Raw genomic sequence first — 24,658 nt, 5'->3', positions numbered from 1 at the left:
AATGCCATGGCTCACCAAAAGCCAGCACTTAAAGAATTAAACGGCCAAACTTTATCTTTCAGCAGTAGTATCCAGAAATTCTAAATGACTTCCTGTAAAACTGAGTTATATGGTTACGAGTGGAGTTTGTACGACTAACCCACACTCAACGAAGTAACCAAAACTGCCTGTTCGTGTATGAGTTTGTGTTTGAATCAGTATAAAAAAGGGGAGTCAGTTAATCTGACTCCCCTTGATATTTAAGGTTATGTTGCGCTTAGAACAGCAGGTGAGCCACGCCGGCAATCACTGGCAGAGTCACTAAGGTGCGCAGTACGAACACGACAAAAAGTTCAACAAAATTCACTGGGATCTTACTGCCAATCAGCAGTGCGCCCACTTCACTCATGTAAATCAGCTGCGTTACTGATAAGGCGGCAATCACAAAGCGGGTCATATCCGATTCGATAGAGCTGGCTAAAATCGACGGGATAAACATATCAGCAAAGCCAACAACGATGGTTTTAGAGGCTTCGGTCGCTTCAGGGATATGCAGCAGTTCCAGTAACGGAATGAATGGCATACCTAAGTAATTGAAGATAGGCGTATGCTCGGCGATGATCAGCGCGGTGGTACCAATGGCCATTACCACTGGGATAATGCCAAATACCATATCGATAACGTTTTTAATCCCTTCATTTAAAACGGCTTTGACACCACCAGCACTGGCGGCTTTCTCGAGTGCTTTATCAAAGCCCCATGAGAGTGCGCCGTGTCCTGCGGGGATCATCTCATCGTCGGGTTGACGTGGCGTATCGTCGATATAGTTATCTTTTTTCCACGATAGCGGTGGCAGCTTAGGCACAATCACGGCCGCCGCAAAACCCGCTAAACATACGGTCAGGTAGAAGGGCACAAACATTTGCTCCAACTTCACCTGCGAGATCACCACTAAGCTGAAGGTAATTGACACCGCCGAGAAGGTGGTACCGATAACCGCGGCTTCCCTTTGGGTGTAAAAACGCGCTTCGTATTGCTTGCTAGTCAACAAAATACCAACGCTACCATCACCTAACCAAGAGGCCATACAGTCGATGGCACTGCGACCTGGCAGGTTAAACACGGGGCGCATTACCTTGGTCAGCAGGGTGCCAAATAGCTCTAATAGACCGAAGTTTAACAGCAGCGGCAGTAACATACCGGCGAAGATAAACACCGAGAAGAGTACAGGTAACAGGTCGTTCAGTACTAAGGCGCCAGTGCTTGAAGAGTTAATAGCTTCGGGGCCAATGCCAAAGTAGGTCAGCACGATAAAGACGGCGCCGACGACGCGCGTCGCAAGCCAGAGCGGGCTGATGTTGAGTAACCCATTGAGGAAGTGATTGTTCAGCACAAACTTAGGTTTGAGTAACTTAGTCAGCAACGAAGCCAAGGCCATGGCGACAACAATCACAGTCACGATTAAGGTTAATACATCGCTTAACACGCTTTGTAGTGCTTTAGAGATGATTGCGATAGGAATAGTAATCGCATCGTTGTAGCTGATAGGGGTCATAAACAGCAGCAGACCGATCAGCGAAGGGACGATAAAGGTGAGTATCGTCTTAATGTTGCGGTTTTTATGTTCAGTAGCCAATGGTGTACACCTTAAAAGTACGAGTCGCACAAATAAACTTGAACAAATTGCCCCTCAAAGCCGCATGTTAGGCGGATGTTAGGTGCATTTTCATTCAACTCAAAATCGAGAAGGGGGAAGATTACTCGCTTAGCGGCCCTATGTAAAACGATTCGGAAATTTGTTTGAGATAAGCAGCAAAATAGCATAGTTATTTGGGCCATTTCTGCATGCTTATCTTGGCGAATATTGCGTGCTGATAAGGTATTTGATTAACTAAATCATGCAATTAAATCTGTGTGTTGCAGCGTGTTTATCGAGTTGTTTTATTCTTGATGTTGTTAGCGGTCGAGGGTGATTTTGTACAAATTTTTCCCTTAGATTCTTCGAATATTCCGCTTTTGCGGTTTTTTTATCCGTTAATGCGATTAGGGCTTCAGTCGCTCACCATACAATGTGAAATAGTTAACCCAAATTGTAATGGCGAGGTTATCGCTGACAATAAGCTCGGCCATTGCTGAATGGGTTGTGCATTTTTATGCAGTTTTGACTCGGTATTTGCATATTTTAAATTGAATATTGACTAAGGGCGGGAACTGCGCGCGAGTGACTAAATAAGCGTAAATAGTGGTGAAATAAAATATTTCTCCTAAAGAGGATGGACGCCGCTTTAATTATTTTCAATTCCATGTAAGTTAGTACTACTTTTGTTTAGCTAAATTATCCATGACTGTTACAAAAATGAACGTCGCGACAAGAGGTTTTGCGCTCGCCACTAAGTTTGGTTTTATTGGTATTTTTGGATTATTGCTTGGGATAGCGGTGGCGGTGTTAGGCTTCGATCATACCGAGACTCGAGCCTTCAACTTTTTGAATCATACCTTGAGTGAATTGGGCACCTATGGGCATTCATCCCTGGCGGTGGTGCTCAATGGTGGGTTATTTTTTGGCAGTTTAAGTATTGTGTTCTACTGCCTGTCATCCTTACAAACCGTGGGTGGTTTTTGGGGCTATCCCTTTTACTGCGCGCTGGCGTTAACCTTTTTAGCCTTGGCCTGCGTGGGTTTGTTTCCGGTCAATGTGTATCATCTGCATATCCTTGCCCTGAAATGGTTTTTCTATTTCGGTAGTTCGAGTGCAATCTGTTATCTGCTGTGGGCTGGGCTTAATTCACAGAGGCGGCAACCCTTAACGCTATTGTTAGCGCTGGTGGTGTTGCTGAGCATGATGACCTTTCTCTACGCCCCCTTATTAGAACTGGGTTTAACCGAGGGGGACAGACCCTTCTATCAAGAAATGGTGTTGCAACTGCCTAGACCCGATTTGTGGTGGCCGGCATTGCTGGAATGGATTGGGCTTGGGAGTTTATTAAGTTGGACGGCGGCGCTGCTGTTCACACCACAATCACTCGCTCAGGAGCAAGCTCCCGAGTGAGTGATTTGAGTGATTAACCCATAAAGCTATCAGCTTAAGGATTTCAGTCCCGCCTCGCCAAACCAGTAACCGTTGCAGTGCTCATCGCTGCGAGGAAACTGAGCATCCGTTGCCCCAGTCTTTAACGCCTCGACCAGTGCATCGGCCTTACTGATGCAGGCTAAGCTGCTGGGTGAAACCCGAAATACATCGACGCCCATCTCTATCATTTCATGGAGTTCGCTGCGCAAATCGACACAGTTGGCCGACTGGGTTTGGATGCCATTTAACCTGAGCAAGGGCTGCGCCTCTTGCGTCTGTGCCAGTAAGCCCTTGCTGTATTGGCGGCAAACGGTTTCGCAGCTGTCCTTCGACAAGTGTTGATGTCTTGCCGTAAAGCAGCGCGCCGAGTGGGCGAGTGGCAAATAGCCATGGCCGAGCACTTCGACTTCGAATGTAGGCTTGTGCGCGACCACTTGGCTAAGCCAAGTCTTCGACAGCTCTACCGGCATTACAAAGCGCTGCATACCAAAGCGCTGCAAAATATCTAAACTGGCGCGGTTGTAGTTGTTGATACTGGCGCCGCAGACAAAGGGCAGCTTGTGCTCCTTAGCAAGATACACGGCCGCCATGTCGTTGGCCTCAATGCTAAATTCGCCATTGTCGACCTGACGTTTAAGCTCAGTGTATTCAGAGGGCGCTTCGATAAGGGCGAGCGTCGACAGCACCACCTCTTTACCCGCAGATTTAAGCATTTTGGCCAGTTCGAGATAGTCGCCAAACTTGAGTTCGCGTCGACGGCTACAAACGGCTTCACCCAAATATACTAACGGGATCTGACTGTTGGCCACTTGCTGGTAAAAGTCGATGACCTGTTGTTTTTCCCAGCAATAAAGCAGTGGGCCGAGGGAAATTTTCATAATCGTTTCTTCTTTGTGGTTATCGCTAGGGCTATTGCCAGTCACGCTCGTAGGCGCCTAAGGTGGTAATTTGGCCTTCGGAGACTTTCGCGAGGGTTTGCTCCCAATGGGCCTGAGTCTGGAATTTATCTGGATGATTAAGGTAAGTATCAATCGCTTGACGCCAAACCTTGGTCACCTGTTCCACATAGGCAGGGCTGCGCTGACGCCCCTCAATCTTGAGTGACACTATGCCCGCCTTGGCAAGCTCAGGCAGCAGGCTAAGGGTATTTAAACTGGTGGGAGATTCGAGCAGATATTGCGGTTTATCATCGTCTTGGGTGAGATAACGGCCTTTACAGACCACTGGGTAACCCATTTGTTCATCGAGCCCTGACTTATCAATCAAGACCTCATTGAGCCGAGTCAATCTGTCTTGGCCCTGTTCCTGCCAACGCACGTGTTTCGCTGGCGAGCAAGAGCCACCAGTATTTGGCGATTGGCCAGTGACATAGGAGGATAAGTGGCAGCGGCCTTCGGCCATAATGCACAGACTGCCAAAGGCAAAGACTTCCAAATCGACCGGGCTGACCTTGGCGAGGTCGCGCACTTGTTTCATCGACAGTACTCTGGGTAATACCACTCGCGCGATATTAAAAGCCTCTTTATAAAAACTCAGTGCGCCCAAGTTGGTGGCGCTCGCCTGTACCGATAAATGCAGCGGAATATGCGGATATTGCCTATGGGCATAGTCGAGCAGTGACAGATCGGCGACGATTAAGGCATCGACGCCAATGCTGGCCGCCAAGTCGATGGCTTGATACCAGCGGTGTTCCTCATTCGGCTTAGGAAAGGTATTTAAAGTGAGGAAGATTTTCTTGCCCCACTGATGGGTCAAATCGGCGGCTTCCTGTAATTTTGCGGGGGTGAAGTTTAAGCCCGCGAATGAACGTGCATTGGTATCATCCTTTAACCCAAGGTAGACAGCATCGGCTCCGGCCTGCAGCGCCGACTTTAGCGAGGCCAGGTTTCCTGCTGGACACAACAACTCCATAATGGTGCTCCCGATAAAATAACAGGGGCAGAGTGTAGGGAAGATTGAATGGCGGTGAATTGATTTAAAACAGGTTTAAGATCATAAAATCTCGGTAAACTGGGAGATATAGTGTTTTTTAGCCTTAGGTAACCGCTTATGTCCGCTGTTTTTTCAGCTAATCTTGCAAAACAACTGCTCGAACTCACCCCAAAACTGATCCGTTTGCCACTCTCCAAAGTGCCCTTTAGCCTCAAGGCCAAGGTACTTAGCCAACTCTTAACGCAGCTGCTGGCGCCGCAGGCCGAAGATGGCGAGTTAGATTTCTTGGCAGATAAATGGGTTGCGATTCGGGTTGAAGATTTAAATCTGTATTTTGAAGTGAGTTTCGATGGCCGCTGGCAGGTGCGTGAGCTGACCGATGCCCAGGTCAGCTTTAGTGCTAATTCCGCCGAGCTGTTATTGGTCGCTGCGGCAAAAGAAGACCCTGATACGTTGTTTTTCCAACGTAAACTGAGTATCGAAGGCGATACCGAGTTAGGGCTTGAGGTGAAAAACCTACTGCTGAGTATCGAGTTTGCCAGCCTGCCGACACCCATTCGCTTAAGCGTTGAAAAGCTGGCCGATGCCATTGTGCGATTGCAGCTTGAGGCAAAACCGACGGTGATTTTGGCTAAATCCCCAAGCTTAAGCTGATGCGAACTTGGCTGTAATCAAGTGATAAACAAAAGCCCCGCTGACATTGCGGGGCTTTTTTTTAGCTTGGATGGCCGATGCTCACTTAAATTTTTTGCGTGAGTATGGCAAATTTGACCAACAGCTCATCGTGGGACTCGACACGGTTAGGGTCGGGGTCAATACAATCAATCGGACAGACGGAGACGCAGGTCGGCTTATCATAGTGGCCTACGCATTCGGTGCAGCGGTCTGGGTCGATTTCGTAGATTTCTTCCCCCATGGTGATGGCCTGATTTGGGCATTCAGGTTCACACATGTCGCAATTGATGCAGCTGTCGTCGATCAGTAATGCCATGCCTTAGCCTGCTTCGTGTGGGTTGCGGGTATCCTGACCTTGGGGCAGGTTACGCAGTAAAATGCCGTGGTTCAGATCAACCTCTTTCGGCACGGGCAAGTAAACGGTATGGCCCGAACCTAATCCCGCTTCAACCGATTCGGCTTTGCGGTTTTCGAGTTGCTCGATGGTGAGGCTGATATTGCCCTGCGGCGTCATTAATTCAACACTATCACCGACAGAGAATTTGTTCTTCACTTCGATTTCGGCAAGGCCAGCCAGATTGCGTTTACCGGTTAATTCACCCACAAATTGTTGGGTATCGCTGACCGAGTAACCATAGTCGTAGTTTTGATATTCATCATGTACGTGGCGACGTAAGAAACCTTCGGTATAGCCGCGGTGGGCTAAGCCTTCGAGTTGGTTCATCAGGCTGCGATCGAAGCTCTTGCCTGAGGCGGCATCGTCGATGGCCTGACGGTATAGCTGGGCAGTACGGGCCACATAGTAGAACGACTTAGTACGGCCTTCGATCTTCAGCGAGTCGATGCCCATTTTCGCCAAACGCTCAACGTGTTGGATTGCGCGCAAGTCCTTAGAGTTCATGATATAAGTGCCATGCTCATCTTCAAATGCTGGCATGTATTCGCCGGGGCGATTGGCTTCTTGCAGCAGGAAGATTTGGTCGGTCGCAGGACCCGCGCCTAAGGTTGGCGTCTCGATTTGCACCGCATTGAGGGTGGCAATGATATCGCCAGAGTCAGTTTGCTGCGCTTCGTGCACGTCGTATTTCCAGCGGCAGGCGTTTGTGCAAGTGCCTTGGTTTGGATCGCGCTTATTGATATAACCCGACAGCAAACAACGACCAGAGTAAGCCATACACAGGGCGCCGTGGACAAACACTTCTAGCTCGATATCGGGGCAGCGTTGACGGATTTCTTCGATTTCATCTAAGGACAATTCACGGGATAAAATCACCCGTTTAATGCCTTGGGTCTGCCAGAATTTGACCGACGCCCAGTTTATGGCGTTGGCTTGCACCGATAAATGCACCACCTGCTCAGGGAAGGCCTCACGCACCATCATGATAAGGCCAGGATCTGACATGATCAGCGCATCGGGCTTCATCGCCACTACCGGTTCCATATCTTTGATATAGGTTTTGAGCTTGGCGTTGTGGGGAGCAATGTTACTCACCACATAAAGCTTTTTACCCAGCGCATGGGCTTCTTCGATACCCGTTGCGAGGTTTTCCATTTTAAAGTCGTTATTACGAACCCTCAGGCTGTATCTCGGCTGACCGGCATACACGGCATCTGCACCATAGGCAAAAGCGTAACGCATGTTTTTCAGCGTCCCAGCGGGAGATAACAACTCAGGTTTAAACATAATGACTCTCGAATTGGTTGGTAGATGGAGGCGCAGTGCGCGGGGGCGGCATTTTACACAATCAAAGTAGGGTTATGCAAATCACCTCGTCTAAGATTAGGTATAGTTCGCATTTTACGAATATACCCCTAAGCTAGGTGATGGCGGGCGATGACACTTGTCTGCGTATTGGCGACGTCTTGTTTGTTTAGCGCGATTTCGCTTAAGCGAATCAAGGGATAGCCAAGAAGTTTCGTATGCCGTTCTGGGTGAAATTGATAACAGCGTCATACAAATAATTAACGTCTGTTGCTTTTTTCTGCCCATCAATCGGTGGGCAACTGATATACTCCAACTATTGAAGATTTATGTTTGCAGATTGATGGGAGCGAAGATGTCTACTGAACATCTACTGTTAGTCGGATTACTCAAAAAATTAAAAGATGATGCTTTAGTGTTGCCAACCCTGCCCGAAGTGGCCATGCGGGTGCAAGAAGTGGTGAGTCGCTCCGATGCGAGCCTAAAGCAAGTGGGTGAGGTGATAGGTCAAGACGCGGCGATTTCGGCGCGTATCATTAAAGTGGCCAACAGTGCCTTATATAGCCGCGGCATTCCCGCCGAGAGCATTAGTAGCGCTGTGTCTCGCATTGGCCTCATCCAAATCAAGAGTATTGCGACCTCAGTGGCGATGGAGCAGCTATTTATTTCCACCAATGAAATGGTTTGGGAAGTGATGGATGAAGTGTGGCGCACCTCGATTGAAGTAACGGCGGCCGCCTGCGCCATGTTGCAAATGTATAATAGACGTCACCCAGGGCAGCTCAATTTAGATACCTTAACACTGGCAGGTTTAGTCCATAATATCGGTGCATTACCTGTTTTGACCGAAGCCGAAGCCCATCCAGAGTTATTCACCAGTATTGATCAATTGCGCTCTTTAGTACGTAAAATGCAAGGCCCATTAGGACGCGCAGTATTAAAGAGTTGGGATTTTGCGCCAGAGGTGATGGAAGTGGTTGAGCGCTGGGCGGATTTACCTTATCTGCCAGACCATGTGACCTATTTAGATTTTATCCGTGCCGCAGCCTTTTACACCGGTGAGTTACGTGCCGGAGCCGATTTCGAGCAACGGATGGAAGTCTTTGTGAGTCGTGGTTTACCCGTCTCGGCGAATGATTTAGCTAGTGACGAATTTATGGATAAATTCCATTCAATCAGAGAGAGTTACCAGTAGTCGTAGGGCCTATAGGGAAGCCATTCTTGCCCTGAGTCAGGGGATAATGGTGGTTAAGCTTACGTGGTAAGATTGAGGCCAAATTATGGTTATTCTGGGATTTATCGGTTTAGCACTGGGTATCATCTTGATAGCCGTGCTTTATATATTACTCGCTAGATACCAAGCGCTGCGGTTACAGCAGCGATTTTTGGCGCAATTATGCCCGCAGCTCGATCAGCAAAAGATTGAACGCCGTCCTTTGAATGTGCCTGTGGTACCGCAGGAGTTTGCACCGCTTTACCATTCCTTAAACGAGATGCTCGCAGCGCTGCCTGCGGGCATGGGTAAGGATAAACTCACAGGGTTGAATAACCGTGTCGGGCTTAAGCGTTCACTGACCGCATTGATGCCCATCACCCAAGGCACTTTAGTGCTTATCGATATTTATCGCTTTCGCTATGTAAATGATCTCTTTGGTTTTGTGTTTGGCGATATTCTGCTTAAACAGTTTGCCGAGCGCTTAACCAGTCTAAGCCTTAAACCTAAGTTGATTGCGCGCCTAAACGGCGATGAGTTTTTCCTCTATTACGAGCAAAGTCTGTCGGAGGAGCAACTGCTGCATTTACGCGGTCGACTACAGGTGCCCTTTAAAATTAAAGATACCCCCGTCAGTGTGCGGATGCAGATTGGTTGTCTGCAACTTGCTAAGCATCATGCCGATGTCAGCCATATGCTCAGAAGGCTGGATCTTGCCCTTAAAAAGGCCCGCGCGACCCGTAGCGCCATCGCCTGTTACAGCGAGAATGACGATATCCGCCAATTGAGGGAGCTTAAGATTATCGACAGCCTTCCCAGTGGTTTACAGCGAAATCATCTGTATATGGTGTATCAGCCTAAGCAGGATATTCACACGGGCGCCTGCACCCAAGTCGAAGCCTTGATCCGCTGGGAGCATGAGGAGCTCGGGTTTATTTCCCCCGGAGAATTTATTCCTCTGGCAGAGTGCGCTGGGATGATCGATTTAGTGAGCCATTGGGCGCTGGAGCAAGTGTTACAGCAGCAGGTAAAGTGGCGTGCGGCGGGCGTGTCTGTGTGCGTGGCGCTTAATCTCTCGACTCGAGATCTCGACAGTGAAACCTTGCCCCATGATATCGCGACTCGCCTCGAGCATTATAAATTACCGCCAGAATGCTTGATGATTGAGATCACCGAGAGCACTCTGATGGCCGATTTAAACAAGGCCGTGGATACCTTAGAACAAATCCGTCGTCTTGGGGTGAAATTGGCAATCGATGACTTTGGTACGGGCCATTCATCGTTGGCGTATTTAAAGCATTTACCCGCCAATGAAGTCAAAATCGATAAAGCCTTTCTTCGGGATCTTGAGCCGAACCAACCTTCAGAATATATCCTTGAGGCCAGCATTAATATTGCGAAAAAGCTCGGCTATGAGGTGACGGTCGAAGGTGTTGAGACTGTAAATATCCACGATATGTTAGTGAAGATGGGCGTCGACCGTATTCAAGGGATTTTTTATGCCAAGCCGATGCGGGCCGCAGAGCTTGAAATGAACTGGAACCAGCTAAGACCCAGACCCGAAATGCTCTGCGTTAATGGTTCACATCCTTAGACTTAGCTTTACATCCCTTGGCTTAATTGGGCGATTAAGTCGGCGGGCATGGGCGCAAGTTGACGTGCCTGATTCATACACACCATTTCAATGGTGGCGGTGACCGCGGGTTTTTTACCATTTGGGCGCCAAATTTCCTGATGCCAGACGGTGCGATATTTACTCTCAAAGTAGAACTTAGTGCGGATATCGATGATATCGGCAAACTCCACCCCTTCGTGGCACAACATGTCGCTGCGATACACCGCAAAACCCAATTGCTGCTGTTGCCAGAGGTCGCGCAAGCACTCGGCGCCAATCACATGCTCACGGGCGCGCTCGAAGTATTTCAAAAAGTTCGGGTGATACACCACGCCAGAAAAATCCGTATCTTCATAGTAAATTTGCACAGGGAAAGAATAACTTGGGCTAAATTGCGGCATGGCGTTTTCGATATGAAGTATGTTGATTGAGCGCAGTCTAGCGGTTTATCGGGCTAAACAAAACCCAAGGTGCGGGTAAATTAGGTGGTTAGGATTGAGAATATCTAGACGACACAAAGTAAAAAGCCATATTCGCCGAAACGAATATGGCTTTTTTGTAGGGTAATCGGTGGCTAAAGCCTAGCGCTTAGCGAATGATCATCTGGTCGCGTTCAGGTCCTACAGACACCATGCTCACACGCACACCCATTAAGGCTTCGATGCGTTCAACATAATGTTGCGCCGCCTTTGGCAGGCTTTCGAAGGTGCGACAGCCAGTAATGTCTTCGCTCCAGCTTTCCATTTGCTCATACACTGGGCTTAATGCCGCAGTCTGTGGCCAAATTGGGTTTTCAGTGTGTTCGCCTTCGTAGGCAACACAAATCTTAAGATCATTCATGCCAGTCAGGCAGTCAATCTTGGTCAGGGCGATTTCAGTCGCAGCTTGCAGTTCAACACCGTTACGAGTTGCAACCGCATCGAAGTAACCCATATCACGTGGACGACCCGTAGTTGCACCAAACTCGTTGGCGTTTTTACGAAAATCATCCTGCTCTTCCATTGCAGTCACTAAGGTGCCAGTACCAACAGATGAGCTGAAGGCTTTCGCTACCGCAATCACACGCTCTGGGCGCAGTGCTGGTAAACCACTACCCAGACCTGCGAAAGCCGCCGTCACGTTAGAAGAGGTTGTGTAAGGATACTCACCGTAAATCAAGTCACGACCCGCACCTAATTGCGCTTCAAATAACAAGTTAGCATCTTGTTTTTGTAAGGCTTTTAATGGCTCTGTGACGTTGCAAATAAATGGACGCCATGGGGCGGTCACATCCAATAACCATTGGGTCATTTCGGCAGCCGTTTGGCTAAAGTCACAGCTTGGGTACAGTGCTTTTAACTGGGGCAGTTTCCAGTCGAGCATAAATTGAATGCGTTCTTGCAGCACTTCGGGTTGGTTTAACCAGCCAACCAGAATACCTTTCTTCATTACGCGGTCGCCATAGGCTGGGGCAATCCCTTGACGGGTTGAACCATAGGCCAGATCGCCTAAACGTTGTTCTTCTAAGGTATCTTCCAGTGCATGGATAGGTAAGCACAGGGTCGCACGGTCAGAAATGCACAGTTTAACTTCAATGCCAGCCGCTTCGACTTCAGCGATTTCAACACTGAGTTTTTCAGGGCTGATCACCATGCCAGGGCCAAGTACTGCAACGCAGTTTGGATTGAAAATACCGCTAGGTAATTGGTGTAATTTAAAGGTGCCAAAGTCGTTAACGACCGTATGGCCTGCGTTGTTACCGCCTTGGAAGCGGACACTCGCTGCAGCATCTGCGGCTAAATAATCTACGATTCGGCCTTTGCCTTCATCACCCCAATTTGCACCAACAACTACGATAGACGGCATAACATCATCTCCACAGGAATTAAGCGATTATGCTAGACCTGCTTAATGAATAAGAGAAATTAATTATAGTTATCGTCGTGATAAGGAAATCATATATCATAGGGTGAGCTGAATTGATGGATGGAGATGAATGCGATGCTCGAACTTCATTGGTTAAAGACCTTCGTAACCTTAGCCGAGTGTAAGCACTTCGGAAAGGCGGCAGCGGCGCTGCATATGACGCAGCCCAATGTCAGCTTGCATATCAAACAACTGGAGCAGAATACTCGAGTTAAGTTGATTGAGCGCAATCCGTTTAGGTTAACTCAGGCGGGGTTTCGTTTACTCGAGAGCAGCCAGAAGACCTTGATGGAACTGCAAGTGTGTCAGGCGGATCTCAATGCTATCAACGATCTCAGTCAAGGCACCTTGACCATAGCAGCCAGCGATATCATTTCGCGTTTGCTGCTTATTCAGCCATTTCAGTTATTTAAAGCGGAATTCCCCGGGATTGATTTTTCCCTACTTAATACTACGTCTTCCCAAGCCTCTGAATTGGTGACTAATGCCGAGGCGGATTTAGGCTTTGTGATCGCGCAAAAGGAGAGTCAGCCGCTGCATTTTACCGAGTTACAGCAAATCAAATGGTGTGCCCTTGGGGATAATTTGCAGCTGTGGCAGCAAAGCCAAGCCAGCCATGATACGCCCCATGCGGAGCGGCCAACCTTGATTCTGCTCGGCCATGATACCCGTACCCGCGAGTTGCTCGATCCCGCATTACCGACCTTAAATTTACCCCGTTATCGGATCATGGAAGTCGGCAGTGTGGATGCGCAAATCGATTGGGCCGAAGCGGGCTTTGGGGTGGCGATTGTGCCTGAGTTTTCGATTTACACTAAGACGCACTTAAAGAGTAAAGTCACGCCATTGCCACAGTTTCCGAGCACGAGTTTGGGTTACATAGTGCGGCAGAATCAGATCCTATCGAAGGCGATTAAGCAGCTGTTACATTGGGTGAATCAAGAGATTATCCGTACTCAAGGCAGCTAATGGCGGTTTGAAAGGTTACTTAGTGCTAAGCAGTTGTTGATACTGTCCATTGGCTTTTAACTGGGTTAAGCCCAGATCTAGCTCTTTAGCGAGTTGTGCGGCTTTGGGGTTTTCCTTCGAAAAGGCCAGATAAATCTCGCTGCTGTGGTTGTTAAAGGCGGGGATCACATCGTCACTGACGCCCATTTTTTGCAGGTTTTCCTGTGCGACTAAATCGAACATGACCGCCGCATCGACTCGGCCAATCATCAACAGATTAATCAGTTGCTGTTGGTTGGCGACCGTGATGACATTCAGTTGGCGCTGTTTCACCAGTTCGGGAAACTCATCGCCATACTCATAACTTTTTATGACCCCGACTATGCTGCCCTTAGGAATTTCCCATTTATTGGCGGCGATGAGCGGGCGTTGTTTACGTTGATAAAAAGAGGCTTTCGCCACAAATAGCGGCGTGTTACCAAACACAAAACGTTGCTCGGTACTCGCCTCGCGGGTCACGTTAAAGACTCCATCGACGGCACCTTTTTCGGCCATCATAAGGGCGCGGCTATAGGGCACGACTAGGCTGTTGACTTCCACTTGAGATTGTTTGAATGCCGCCGCGATAAGGCGATGGGAGATCCCTTGGCCAAACTGATTGGCAAACGGTGGCCAGCTGTCTTCGGCGGCTAAGGTGATGCTATGGCCTGCGGCTTGTGGGCTACTTTGGCTTTCTTGGGCAAAGGAGGAGTGGGTTGTGGCAGAGAATAAAAATAAGCAAGCCGCAGTCAACAACGTCAGCGGGTTATTTATTACACGCTGAAATTCATTCCTTGTTGGGCTGCAAACACGCATCTTATTTCCGTATCATCCTATTCCTAATCGGAAATTTATATCATAAGTGCCTATAACGAACCTAATGATTTTGCGATTTGTGATGTGGCCGAGATTGTTTATGACAAAACGAGTTAGGCCATAAAACTGTGATCTTAAGTTGTGACTTTTGGTTTTTTAATTATTAGAATAATCTGATTGAAAAAAAACTAATAGAGTAAGTCATGGCGGATAAAGTCGTTGAAGTCACCACACATATGGGAAGCGGTTGGAAGGTTACGGCGCAAGTACGTGAGCATTTGCTGATTATCGATCAACCCAGCGCGACCAATGAAGGCGCTAATCCCTTAGAGACCTTTTTATTTTCGCTCGGAGGCTGTATCTCGGCGATTGCTAAGATGGTTGCGCGTGAGCGAAATATCACCATTCGCCAGTTCGATGTGCATGTCAGAGCCGTGATGAATTCGGCGGGATTACTAGGCCAGCCTTCGGATGATCCTGTGGGATTTAAAGAAATTGCCATCAATGCCAGCATTGATGCTGACTTAACCAATGCACAAAAGAGCGAGTTTTTAGATACTGTGTGTAACCGTTGCCCTGTCCACGACAATCTGCTGCGCCCAAGCTTAGTCACTCACCAAGTTCAGCACTAATCTCAAGATTAATTTCGATAGCGGCTTAAAAGCATAAACCCCAGAGTTTGCTGGGGTTTATGTCAATGGTTATCAGCTAGTCGCACTATCACGCATTATTTTTCGGAAAGTTGGCTAACACTAGCTCGGCGACTTTGCGTAATTCTCCAGGGCATATGCCATTGGTGGCTTGCACTGCCATGCCTTGCAGCACTGTGCCTATATATCGAGATAGCAGCAGCGGATCGGCATCTGCGGGTAAATCGCCTTCATCCTTTGCCCGTTGCAGACGTTGGCATAGTGCCTGTTCACCGTCACGGCGGCGGGTAATTAAAGTATCTTTGATCGCTTGTCCGGCTTCGCTACAGGCGAGGGCGCCTTGAACAATCAAGCAGCCTTGGGGGTGACTCTCATCCACTAAAGATGATGCTGCGCCATAGAGCATGGCCTCAACCACTTGATAGGCGGTTTCTTTTTCAAGCGAAGGATAGAAAAATGCACAGGGTCGCTGCTCGTATAACTCGATCGCTTTCAGAAAAAGCTGCTCTTTATTACCAAAGGCGGCATATAGGCTGGGTTTGTTGATGCCCATGGCCTGAGTCAGATCGGTTAACGATGTACCTTCAAAACCTTTTTGCCAGAAGACTTCCAAGGCTTTGGCCAATGCATCGTCGGCGTCGAAGGCTCGTGGGCGACCTACGCAGGGCGTCTGGGTGACGGTTGACATCATTAGGCTCCTCAATTCTCAATTGCCCCTAGGATAGACATGGGTTTAGTTCATGTCCAGCCACTCTTGCCTGCTGTCTGCGGGTTAGGTGAGTAACTCACCAAAATATATCGTCCATTCAAGCCCACATAGCACGTTCGCTGTGGCTAATTACCTCAAAGGCTTAACTACATAGTTTCAAGCTGTCACAAAAAATTAAATACTCATCGGTACAAAATAAGTTGACAGGGTCATTTTACACTATATATTACCGCTCAGTACATAATATTTTTTACCAGTCGGTATTTATTGGTTTTGACCGAGTGCCCATCACTGATGTCTGTCTTAAACGAGATAAATGCCTGCCACATGAGGATTGTAAGATGAAAAGTAACCAACCTTTACGGATATTGATGTTGACTGCCGTGGCGGCTTTTGTCCTTTCGGCCTGTGGTGAACCCGAAGCCCAGCAGGGGCAAGCACCGGGTGCACCTAAGGTTGATGTTGCGCAGGTATTGCATGAGCGCGTTACCGAGTGGGATGAATTTACTGGCCGTTTGCAGGCGCCAGAGAGTGTGACCTTAGTGCCACGCGTATCTGGGTATATCGCGTCGGTAAACTTTAAAGAAGGCGCCTTAGTGAAAAAAGGCGATGTGCTATTCCATATCGATGCGAGTGTGTTCGAAGCGGAAGTGGCCCGGTTAAGAGCAGATCTTGCTAGCGCGCTCTCTGCTGAGCAACTGGCCACTAACGACTTAGAACGCGCCCGCAAACTCTTTGCCCAAAAGGCGGTATCTGCAGAATTACTCGATACCCGTGAGTCTAACAAACGTCAAACCACGGCGGCCGTAGCCTCTGTAAAAGCGGCGCTGCTGCGTGCCGAGTTGGACTTAGATTACACCCAAGTGCGCGCGCCGATTGATGGCCGAGCCTCCTACGCCAATGTCACCGCGGGTAACTATGTGTCTGCGGGGCAGAGTGTATTAACCAGCTTAGTGTCGACCGCCAGCATGTATGCCTACTTCGATGTGGATGAGCAAACCTATCTGAAATACGTCAAGTTAACCGCCGAGAAAAAGCGTAAAGACCCTCGTGCCGGCGACAATCCCGTGTATATGGCGCTGGCTAACGAGCGCGAATATCAACACATAGGCCTAGTGGACTTTGTCGATAACTCGATGGACAGACAGACGGGCACTATTCGAGTACGTGCCACGTTTAGCAATGAAGACAACAGCCTGCTCCCTGGTCTGTTCGCCAGATTACGTACCGCTGGTAGCGGCGCCTATGACGGCATCTTAATTGACGATAAAGCCGTGGGCACCGATCTGAACAACAAGTTCGTCTTAGTGGTGGCAAACGATGGCACCGTGGAGTATCGCGGCGTCACCTTAGGTGAAAAAGTTCAAGGTTTACGCATCGTTAAGCAAGGTTTAGCGGCAGACGACAAAATCGTCGTCAATGGTATGCAAAGGGTTCGTCCTAAGATGCAAATTGAGCCACACCTGGTTGATATGGCCGACAGCGAACAGCTAGAGGCGCTTCGTCAAGCTCAATTACTGCTTGATAAACATCAAGAAAATATCACCACTCCAGACGTTGAAGTAGCGAGCCGCGGTTAAGGAATCCAACAGAATGTTGTCGCAGTTTTTTATTAAAAGACCGATATTTGCAGCCGTTCTCTCGCTGCTGTTTTTTATCACCGGGGCGATTGCCGTCTGGCAATTACCCATTACCGAATACCCTGAAGTGGTGCCTCCGACGGTCGTGGTGACCGCCAATTACCCTGGCGCTAACCCTAAGGTCATCGCCGAAACGGTTGCCTCGCCCTTAGAGCAGGAAATCAATGGCGTCGAAGACATGCTGTATATGTCATCGCAGGCGACATCCGATGGACGCATGACCTTGACCATCACCTTCGCCATTGGCACCGATGTGGACAGGGCGCAAACCCAAGTGCAGAGCCGGGTTGACCGAGCTATGCCTCGTTTGCCGCAGGAGGTTCAACGCCTAGGGATTGTGACCGAAAAGTCATCGCCAGACTTAACCATGGTGGTGCATTTACTGTCGCCGGATAACCGTTATGACATGCTGTATTTGTCTAACTACGCGGCGCTCAACGTAAAAGATGAGTTAGCACGCATCAAAGGCGTGGGCGCGGTGCGTTTATTCGGTGCGGGCGAATATAGTCTGCGGATCTGGCTTGACCCAAATAAAGTCTCGGCGCTTGGCATGTCGCCAGCTGAAATTATTGCCGCCGTACGTGAGCAAAATCAGCAAGCGGCAGCGGGCAGTTTAGGGGCGCAGCCTAGTGGTAATGCCGACTTCCAACTCTTGATCAACGTTAAGGGTCGTCTGACTGAACTGTCAGAATTCGAAGACATTATTATCAAGGTTGGTCAAAACGGTGAGGTGATCCGTCTTAAGGATGTGGCACGCGTCGAACTCGGTGCAACCAGCTATGCACTGCGTTCATTGCTAGATAACAAGGACGCGGTAGCTATTCCTGTGTTCCAAGCATCAGGCTCGAATGCGATTCAAATCTCCGATGATGTGCGCGCCGAAATGGCAAGACTGGCTAAGTCTTTCCCCGAAGGGCTGCAATACGAGATAGTGTACGATCCGACGGTGTTTGTGCGTGGCTCTATCCATGCGGTGGTGAAAACCTTACTCGAAGCCGTGCTCTTAGTGGTGCTCGTGGTGGTGCTGTTCCTGCAGACTTGGCGCGCCTCGATTATTCCGCTGGTGGCCGTGCCTGTGTCTTTGGTGGGTACCTTCGCCTTTATGCACTTGATGGGCTTCTCGCTCAATGCGTTGTCGCTGTTTGGTTTGGTGCTGGCCATCGGGATTGTGGTGGACGATGCCATCGTAGTGGTAGAAAACGTGGAGCGAAATATCGCCTCGGGTTTAAGCCCCATTGCCGCAACACAAAAAGCCATGAAGGAAGTGACTGGGCCGATTGTGGCAACCACCTTAGTGTTGGCCGCGGTGTTTATTCCGACCGCCTTTATGAGCGGATTAACGGGGCAGTTTTATAAGCAGTTCGCCCTGACTATCACGATTTCGACCTTTATTTCGGCCATTAACTCGCTCACTTTGAGCCCAGCGTTATCGGCGCTGTTGCTCAAGGGCCATGATGCGCCTAAAGATGCGCTTACTCGGTTAATGGATAAGCTGTTTGGTGGTTGGTTATTTACGCCATTCAATCGCTTATTCAACCGTGCATCAGAGGGTTATGGCTATTTAGTGCGTAAGGTGATCCGTTTTGGCGGCATTATCGGACTGGTGTATCTGGGGATGGTTGTGCTTACGGGCGTGCAATTTGTAAATACCCCAACGGGCTATGTGCCAGGACAGGATAAACAGTATTTAGTGGCATTTGCCCAATTACCGGATGCGGCCTCACTCGAGCGTACCGATGCGGTGATCAAGAAAATGTCCGACATCGCCTTAAATCATCCCGGTGTGGCGCACTCTATTGCCTTCCCCGGTCTGAGTATTAACGGTTTTACCAATAGTCCTAACTCGGGCGTCGTGTTTGTTGCCCTAGATGATTTTGAGTTACGTAAGAGTCCTGAGCTGTCGGCGAATGCGATTGCTGGCCAATTAAATCAGCAATTTGCTGGTATTCAGGATGCGTTTATTGCCATCTTCCCGCCGCCACCTGTGCAAGGCCTCGGCACTATTGGAGGGTTCCGTCTGCAAATTCAAGACAGAGCCAACCTTGGTTATGAGGCCTTGTATCAGGTGACCCAACAAGTGATGTACAAGGCGTGGGCCGATCCACAATTAGCGGGGATTTTCTCTAGCTATCAAGTGAACGTGCCACAACTTGAACTGGATATCGATCGGACTAAAGCGAAACAGCAGGCAGTGTCGCTCGATCAAATTTTCCAGACATTACAAACCTATATGGGCTCGACCTATGTCAACGACTTCAATCGTTTCGGTCGAACCTATCAGGTGAATATGCAGGCCGACGAAGTATTCCGTCAAAGCCCGCAGCAAATTAGTCAGCTAAAAGTGCCTAATGTGAATGGCGATATGATCCCACTCGGCTCCTTTATTAATGTGAGTCAGAGCGCGGGACCCGATCGTGTAATGCACTATAACGGTTTCACCACGGCTGAGATTAACGGTGGCCCAGCATCCGGTGTGAGTTCGGGCCAAGCGCAGGCAGCGATTGAGAAAATCCTCGCCGAGACTTTGCCGATAGGCATGACCTACGAGTGGACTGAGCTGACCTATCAGCAGATCCTCGCCGGTAACACAGGCTTGTTAGTGTTCCCTCTGGTGATCCTGCTGGTATTTATGGTGCTGGCGGCGCAGTACGAGAGTTTGAGTTTACCATTGGCGATTATCTTAATTATCCCAATGACCTTACTCTCAGCGCTCAGTGGTGTGCTTATCTATGGCGGCGATAATAATATTTTCACCCAGATTGGTCTTATCGTCCTCGTGGGCTTAGCGACCAAGAACGCGATTCTGATTGTCGAATTTGCCAAGGAAAAACAAGACCATGGTATGGAAGTCATGGAGTCGATTCTTGAGGCGGCACGCTTACGCTTACGCCCCATCTTGATGACCTCGATTGCCTTTATCATGGGGGTGGTGCCTATGGTGTTTTCAACGGGCGCGGGCGCCGAGATGCGTCAGGCCATGGGGGTTGCGGTATTTGCCGGTATGATAGGAGTGACACTGTTTGGGTTAATCCTGACGCCGCTATTTTACTATGCCCTTGCTAAACGCGGTCGCCGTAAAGCGGAAGCGCTAACGGCACAATAATTAAGCCAGTTCAATCTGTTATCTCCTTAAAAGACCTGCAAATGCAGGTCTTTTTTTATTTTTGCGGGTAAATATCGACGGAGTAACTATAGTTAGATCAGTGCGTTAAATTAGGAAAATACGATGAATGCTTTTCAGCCCCAGGAAATCAGCATCAAAATTGATGTGCGGCATGCGCTGTTAGCCGTGGCGACGGCATTGGATTTTGTCGGCGTGGATGATTTACACCACGGTCATCGAGTGGCCTATATGGCCTACGAATGCGCCAATGTGCTGGGCTGGTCTGATGAAAAGAAGCAGTTTGCCTATTTTGCGGGGCTTATCCATGACTGTGGTGTGTCTTCCTCCGAGGAACATCTACGCCTACTCAAATTAATGCAGCCAGAAGATGCAACTTCTCACAGCCGCCGTGGGTATGAGGCATTAATGAAGTGTCCTATCCTAGATGTCTTTGCCCTCACAGTGCTTTATCACCATACACCTTGGCTAGAGTTACAAACCGCGGCAATCTCTGAGTTTGACCGTGACCTTGCTGCGTTGGTGTTTCTGGCCGATCGGACCGATTTTCTGCGGGCGCGCTATACCCATGGTTGTCACCAAGAGCTAATCACCCTCCACGAGGGGTTAGTTGCGGATAATTTGCTAGCCCACAGTGGCGTGCTCTTCGAGCCTAATATGGTGGCGGCCATGTGCCAATTAGTCAGCAAAGACGGTTTTTGGTACAACATGGAGGCTGCCCATATCGAGCAAATGGCCCTCGAGTTTGAGGCAAATCAACTGTACGACAAACAGCTGGATCTCGAAGGCGTTAAGCAGATATCAAGATTTCTGGCGAGGATTGTCGATGCCAAGAGCCCCTTTACTTTTCATCATTCGGACAAGGTTGCACTGCTGGCAAAACTGGTCGCTAAGGATTGTGGCATATCGGATACCGATGCCGAGTTATTGTATGTGGCTGGGCTGTTACACGATGTTGGCAAGCTCAAAACCCCCGATTTATTACTCCATAAGGAAGGCAAGCTGACTAGGGAGGAATACTCGATTATGAAGCGCCACACCGTCGATACCGACCACACCTTAAAGAGCTTTTTCCCAAAGTCTGTGATTGGTGAGTGGGCGTCAAACCACCATGAGCGTCTCGATGGCTCGGGCTATCCCTTTAGAAAAAGACAAGAACAGTTAGATTTACCTTCGCGTATCCTTGCACTCGTCGATGTATTTCAAGCCTTAACCCAACATCGGCCTTATCGAGGTTCTATGTCCTTAAGTGAGGTGCTGGAGATTATGTTGCCTATGGTTCAACAAGGTAAGTTGGACGCGAACGTTTATGATGTGTTGCTAGCCGATGCCGATAATTTCTACCAACTCTCAACGCAAGAGTATGAGGACATCAAGTTATAAAGCGGAGCAAATGGTGACTCTAGATTAGTCACTGTCGGGGCTTTAGCAGTATTTAAGTGTGGTGTTTTCATCTTTCTACTGCCTGTTAGCACAACGGCCGTTGGACGATAAGCCATACTCCTGTTTTAATTCTGCTAGATTGGGGCGGATTTTCGGTAAATGAATGATTTTCAACACCACACAGATCCAAATCCTATACTGATATCGTATGACTAGATATGCCTATGTCTTGTTGCACTCTTGCCGTCACCTTTCGTTTGGGGTAACCAATGATATTAAATCGCGCTGTATTTACCTTGTTAGTCTGTATGGTGGTGCCCATGAGTATGGCCGCAGACCTCCAGATTCAGGTGGTAGACTCGCAACAAGTGGCGCTGGCCGATGCGGTTGTGGAACTTATCCCTGATGTGATGCCCGATAAAACGACCATTACTGATCATTATGAAATGTCACAAAAAAACCGTACCTTTATCCCCTTTGTGCTGGCAGTTCCTAGAGGAGCAAAAGTAGATTTTCCTAATCTGGATCGTACCCGCCACCATGTGTATTCCTTTTCCGAGGCCAAGCCGTTCGAGTTGAAACTCTATGTGGGTAAAGCCGAAGCGCCTATTCTGTTTGATAAACCTGGCCTAGTGGCGCTTGGCTGCAATATTCACGATTATATGCAAGCCTTTATTTATGTTGCAGATAGCCCCATTGTGGCGGTGGCGAACGAACAAGGAGAGATCCAATTCAAGGCACTTACGGCCGGTCATTATAAAGTCAAACTTTGGCATCCATGGCAGAAGGCCATGTCTGAGCCTAAGGACCTCAATTTGGCTGCCGAGACTCAAACACTCACGCTGGCATTAGATGTCGAGCGTCAGGCAAAACCTTCGGCTCCGCCATCGGGGTTTGGATCCTTTGATGCTAAATAGTTTCCGTGCTCGACTGATTTTAGTTTTCTTTACTGTGCTGACTCTAGTGCAGTTAGCCACGGCATTTTCAGTGTTGACGGCAACACAGAGAGATAACTTTTTACAGCAACAAAAGAGCCTTGAAATCGGCGCGAATGTGTTTCTCGAAGTGTTGTCGAATCGCGGTGCTCAACTCAGTCAAAGCTTATCTGTGCTCAGCGCCGATTTTGGTTTTAAGCGCGCGATTGCGACAAGAGAGCAAGAAACGATAGAGTCGGTTTTATCCAATCATGGTGCCCGTATCGGTGCTGATGCAGCCATATTATTGTCACCCAAGGGGGAACTGTTAACCTCAAGCCTGCCAGGGCTTACGCAGGATGATATTCAATCCCTATTTGAACTGGCCACCAGCAATACCAATGCCTTGGCGATTCTCGATTTTGACCATGCGAGTTATCAGTTTGTCCTTCAACCAGTCAAGGCGCCCACTCTGATAGCCTGGGTTGGTATGGGCTTTTTGTTAGATGAAAAAGTGGCTAGCCAAGCCAAAGCCATCACAGGGATTGATGTTAGCTTTGTTAATCAGACCAATGGCCGGACTGAAATCGCCTCCACCTTATCCAGCGCCGAGCAACAGAGTGTGCTTGCGCAGAAAAACCGATTCCCCAGCCTGTTAACTATGCCCAGCGAGTATATTCCTGCGGACTACTTATCCATGGCAATCAAGCTGTATGAACATAATGGTCGCCAGTTGGCGCTGCTGCACCAGTCAAACCTCAAGTGGCAGCAAAGTTATCTGCATTTACGCAATAACATGCTGCTGATCTTTGCGTTGACGCTGGCATTGGCGATTGCCATTGCCATTTGGTTGTCGGGCAGTTTGACCGAGCCCGTTCATCGATTGGTGCAGTATGCCCGTAAAATTGGTCAGGGGCTGCAGCCTGAGAGCATTCAGGGGGCGCCTGCGGAATTGCGGGTATTGGCCAACAGTTTGTCTTTGATGCGGGAGGATATTGAGGCTCGCGAAAAGGATTTACTGTATCAGTCGCGCCACGACAGTTTGACAGGCTTGCTGAATCGTTTCGCGGCAAAACAGCATTTAACCGATCTTAACCAAGATCTCTCCGGCACCATCGTATTGCTGGATATCAAGCATTTTCGCCATATCAACGACATTATCGGTTTTGCTAACGCCGATAGCTTATTACTGCTGTTTGCCCGCCGTTTGGAACAGCTGGCGCCCACGGCCGATATGCTGGCACGATTGGATGGTGATTCGTTTTTGCTCTTGTATCGCCAAGGGATTGGGGGCGATCAATTACTGAAATCCTTGGATATGCTAGAAGCTCCCTTTCCTATCCAAGGTTCCAATATTTCGCTGACGGTGCGAGCAGGGCTGCTCGAAATTGATGGCAATGGTGCCGACATTGATGTGTTGCTGCGCCGCGCCGAAATTGCCCTCAACCAGGCCTGCCTTCAGGAACTGCGAATCGTTAGTTATCGTGAGGGCGACGATGAAAAGTACCAGCGAGAACTCACACTTATCCGTGATTTGCCTATCGGTTTGGCGCAGGACCAGCTCTATTTGGTGTTTCAGCCCAAGGTTAATTTGCCGCTCAATCAATGTACTGGTGCCGAAGCACTTATCCGCTGGCAACATCCTACTCTGGGTTTTATCCCGCCGGATGAATTTATTCAACTCGCTGAAAACTCAGGCAACATTGATATTGTCAGCCAATGGGTATTGAAGCAGGCCATCAAACAGTTGGTGACATGGCAGCAGCAGGGCCTAGCGCTGAAGTTGGCGATTAACCTGTCTGCCCACGATTTACTGGATACACGTTTACCAAATCAAATTGCCAACTTGTTAAAGGACAATCATCTGCAACCCGGTGCACTCTGCATCGAGGTCACTGAAGGCGCCGTGATGAAAGATGCGCAAACCGTTGTGGGGGTCTTGCAACGATTCCGCGATATGGGCGTCTCGGTTGCGATTGATGATTTTGGCACCGGACATTCATCACTGGCGTATTTGAAACTATTACCCGTTGATGAAGTGAAGATTGATCGTAGCTTTATCCAGAATATGCACTTGAACAGTCAGGATGCCATGATAGTCAATACCAGCATTCAATTGATCCATGGCCTCGGCTTTAGCGTTGTGGCTGAAGGTGTTGAAGAGCGAGAAGGTGTTGATATTCTTCGTCATCTCAACTGCGATCTGATCCAGGGCTATGTGTATTCCAAGCCGTTAAAAGAGGCTGAGTTTGACCAGTGGTTTGAAGCATTTAACAGTAGCAGCAAATAAGAAAACGCCGAATGGCGTCAGGCGTCATCATCGCCCTCTAATGCAAGTAATCGCGTA

Annotated in this window: 20 protein-coding genes; 11 read left to right on the top strand and 9 right to left on the bottom strand. The window is 48.8% G+C overall.

Annotated features, from left to right (window positions below; translation table 11 throughout):
- Window positions 1–256 precede the first annotated feature (256 nt).
- Window positions 257–1,615, bottom strand: a complete 1,359-nt coding sequence (locus tag CF168_RS15410) for a YjiH family protein (RefSeq protein WP_089068259.1) — start codon at window positions 1,613–1,615, stop codon at window positions 257–259.
- Window positions 1,616–2,320: 705 nt separating this feature from the next.
- Here CF168_RS15410 and CF168_RS15405 point away from each other — a divergent pair.
- Window positions 2,321–3,028, top strand: coding sequence for a DUF998 domain-containing protein (locus tag CF168_RS15405; RefSeq protein ID WP_089068258.1), 708 nt, complete (start codon window positions 2,321–2,323; stop codon window positions 3,026–3,028).
- Window positions 3,029–3,057: 29 nt separating this feature from the next.
- Here CF168_RS15405 and CF168_RS15400 read toward each other — a convergent pair whose 3' ends face one another.
- Entirely contained in the window at window positions 3,058–3,927 is an 870-nt protein-coding gene (locus CF168_RS15400; RefSeq protein ID WP_089068985.1) for a U32 family peptidase, read from the bottom strand.
- A gap of 31 nt (window positions 3,928–3,958) precedes the next feature.
- The gene (gene ubiU / locus CF168_RS15395; protein ID WP_089068257.1) at window positions 3,959–4,960 is read right to left on the bottom strand and encodes a ubiquinone anaerobic biosynthesis protein UbiU; all 1,002 of its coding nucleotides are present in this window, start codon (window positions 4,958–4,960) and stop codon (window positions 3,959–3,961) included.
- Between the two features lie 138 nt (window positions 4,961–5,098).
- On the opposite strand from ubiU, the gene ubiT reads away from it, so the two are divergent.
- On the top strand, window positions 5,099–5,635 hold the full coding sequence (gene ubiT / locus CF168_RS15390) for a ubiquinone anaerobic biosynthesis accessory factor UbiT (RefSeq protein WP_089068256.1): 537 nt from the start codon (window positions 5,099–5,101) through the stop codon (window positions 5,633–5,635).
- Window positions 5,636–5,720: 85 nt separating this feature from the next.
- Here ubiT and CF168_RS15385 read toward each other — a convergent pair whose 3' ends face one another.
- A complete protein-coding gene (locus tag CF168_RS15385; protein ID WP_011621854.1) occupies window positions 5,721–5,972 on the bottom strand; it encodes a YfhL family 4Fe-4S dicluster ferredoxin in 252 nt (83 codons plus the stop codon).
- Between the two features lie 3 nt (window positions 5,973–5,975).
- On the bottom strand, window positions 5,976–7,340 hold the full coding sequence (gene yegQ, locus CF168_RS15380) for a tRNA 5-hydroxyuridine modification protein YegQ (RefSeq protein ID WP_089068255.1): 1,365 nt from the start codon (window positions 7,338–7,340) through the stop codon (window positions 5,976–5,978).
- A gap of 373 nt (window positions 7,341–7,713) precedes the next feature.
- Between yegQ and CF168_RS15375 the strand changes: the two genes are divergently transcribed.
- On the top strand, window positions 7,714–8,553 hold the full coding sequence (locus CF168_RS15375; protein ID WP_011716177.1) for an HDOD domain-containing protein: 840 nt from the start codon (window positions 7,714–7,716) through the stop codon (window positions 8,551–8,553).
- 85 nt (window positions 8,554–8,638) lie between these two features.
- Window positions 8,639–10,165: a putative bifunctional diguanylate cyclase/phosphodiesterase gene (locus CF168_RS15370; RefSeq protein WP_089068254.1), complete on the top strand. Its 1,527-nt coding sequence runs from the start codon at window positions 8,639–8,641 to the stop codon at window positions 10,163–10,165.
- Between the two features lie 8 nt (window positions 10,166–10,173).
- Here CF168_RS15370 and CF168_RS15365 read toward each other — a convergent pair whose 3' ends face one another.
- Both CF168_RS15365 and CF168_RS15360 read right to left on the bottom strand, forming a co-directional pair.
- Window positions 10,174–10,587: a thioesterase family protein gene (locus CF168_RS15365; protein WP_089068253.1), complete on the bottom strand. Its 414-nt coding sequence runs from the start codon at window positions 10,585–10,587 to the stop codon at window positions 10,174–10,176.
- Between the two features lie 187 nt (window positions 10,588–10,774).
- Entirely contained in the window at window positions 10,775–12,031 is a 1,257-nt protein-coding gene (locus tag CF168_RS15360) for an adenylosuccinate synthase (RefSeq protein WP_089068252.1), read from the bottom strand.
- A 135-nt stretch (window positions 12,032–12,166) separates the two neighbouring features.
- On the opposite strand from CF168_RS15360, the gene CF168_RS15355 reads away from it, so the two are divergent.
- Window positions 12,167–13,060 (top strand): LysR family transcriptional regulator, encoded by an 894-nt coding sequence (locus CF168_RS15355; protein ID WP_089068984.1) that lies wholly within the window; start codon window positions 12,167–12,169, stop codon window positions 13,058–13,060.
- Window positions 13,061–13,075: 15 nt separating this feature from the next.
- On the opposite strand, the gene CF168_RS15350 is transcribed toward CF168_RS15355, so the two are convergent.
- On the bottom strand, window positions 13,076–13,894 hold the full coding sequence (locus CF168_RS15350; protein ID WP_089068251.1) for a substrate-binding periplasmic protein: 819 nt from the start codon (window positions 13,892–13,894) through the stop codon (window positions 13,076–13,078).
- Window positions 13,895–14,097: 203 nt separating this feature from the next.
- Here CF168_RS15350 and CF168_RS15345 point away from each other — a divergent pair, with 203 nt between their 5' ends.
- Window positions 14,098–14,526, top strand: a complete 429-nt coding sequence (locus tag CF168_RS15345) for an OsmC family protein (protein ID WP_089068250.1) — start codon at window positions 14,098–14,100, stop codon at window positions 14,524–14,526.
- A gap of 88 nt (window positions 14,527–14,614) precedes the next feature.
- Here the strand turns inward: CF168_RS15345 and CF168_RS15340 are convergent, their stop codons facing one another.
- Complete coding sequence (locus CF168_RS15340) at window positions 14,615–15,235, bottom strand: TetR/AcrR family transcriptional regulator (RefSeq protein WP_011716182.1); 621 nt, start codon at window positions 15,233–15,235, stop codon at window positions 14,615–14,617.
- Window positions 15,236–15,594: 359 nt separating this feature from the next.
- On the opposite strand from CF168_RS15340, the gene CF168_RS15335 reads away from it, so the two are divergent.
- The 5 genes from CF168_RS15335 to CF168_RS15315 all read left to right on the top strand — a co-directional run bounded on the left by CF168_RS15335 (window position 15,595) and on the right by CF168_RS15315 (window position 24,601).
- On the top strand, window positions 15,595–16,833 hold the full coding sequence (locus CF168_RS15335; RefSeq protein ID WP_011716183.1) for an efflux RND transporter periplasmic adaptor subunit: 1,239 nt from the start codon (window positions 15,595–15,597) through the stop codon (window positions 16,831–16,833).
- A gap of 13 nt (window positions 16,834–16,846) precedes the next feature.
- Complete coding sequence (locus CF168_RS15330) at window positions 16,847–19,996, top strand: efflux RND transporter permease subunit (RefSeq protein ID WP_089068249.1); 3,150 nt, start codon at window positions 16,847–16,849, stop codon at window positions 19,994–19,996.
- Window positions 19,997–20,119: 123 nt separating this feature from the next.
- Window positions 20,120–21,397: an HD-GYP domain-containing protein gene (locus CF168_RS15325; protein WP_089068248.1), complete on the top strand. Its 1,278-nt coding sequence runs from the start codon at window positions 20,120–20,122 to the stop codon at window positions 21,395–21,397.
- A 269-nt stretch (window positions 21,398–21,666) separates the two neighbouring features.
- Window positions 21,667–22,314 (top strand): methylamine utilization protein, encoded by a 648-nt coding sequence (locus tag CF168_RS15320; protein WP_089068247.1) that lies wholly within the window; start codon window positions 21,667–21,669, stop codon window positions 22,312–22,314.
- The gene (locus tag CF168_RS15315) at window positions 22,304–24,601 is read left to right on the top strand and encodes a bifunctional diguanylate cyclase/phosphodiesterase (RefSeq protein WP_089068246.1); all 2,298 of its coding nucleotides are present in this window, start codon (window positions 22,304–22,306) and stop codon (window positions 24,599–24,601) included. Before CF168_RS15320 ends, CF168_RS15315 begins: the two co-directional genes overlap by 11 nt.
- Window positions 24,602–24,658 lie beyond the last annotated feature (57 nt).

Source organism: Shewanella bicestrii (assembly GCF_002216875.1).
Lineage (GTDB): Bacteria > Pseudomonadota > Gammaproteobacteria > Enterobacterales > Shewanellaceae > Shewanella > Shewanella seohaensis.
Note: the sequence above shows the minus strand (reverse complement) of the source record. Positions and strands in the feature narration are given on the sequence as shown.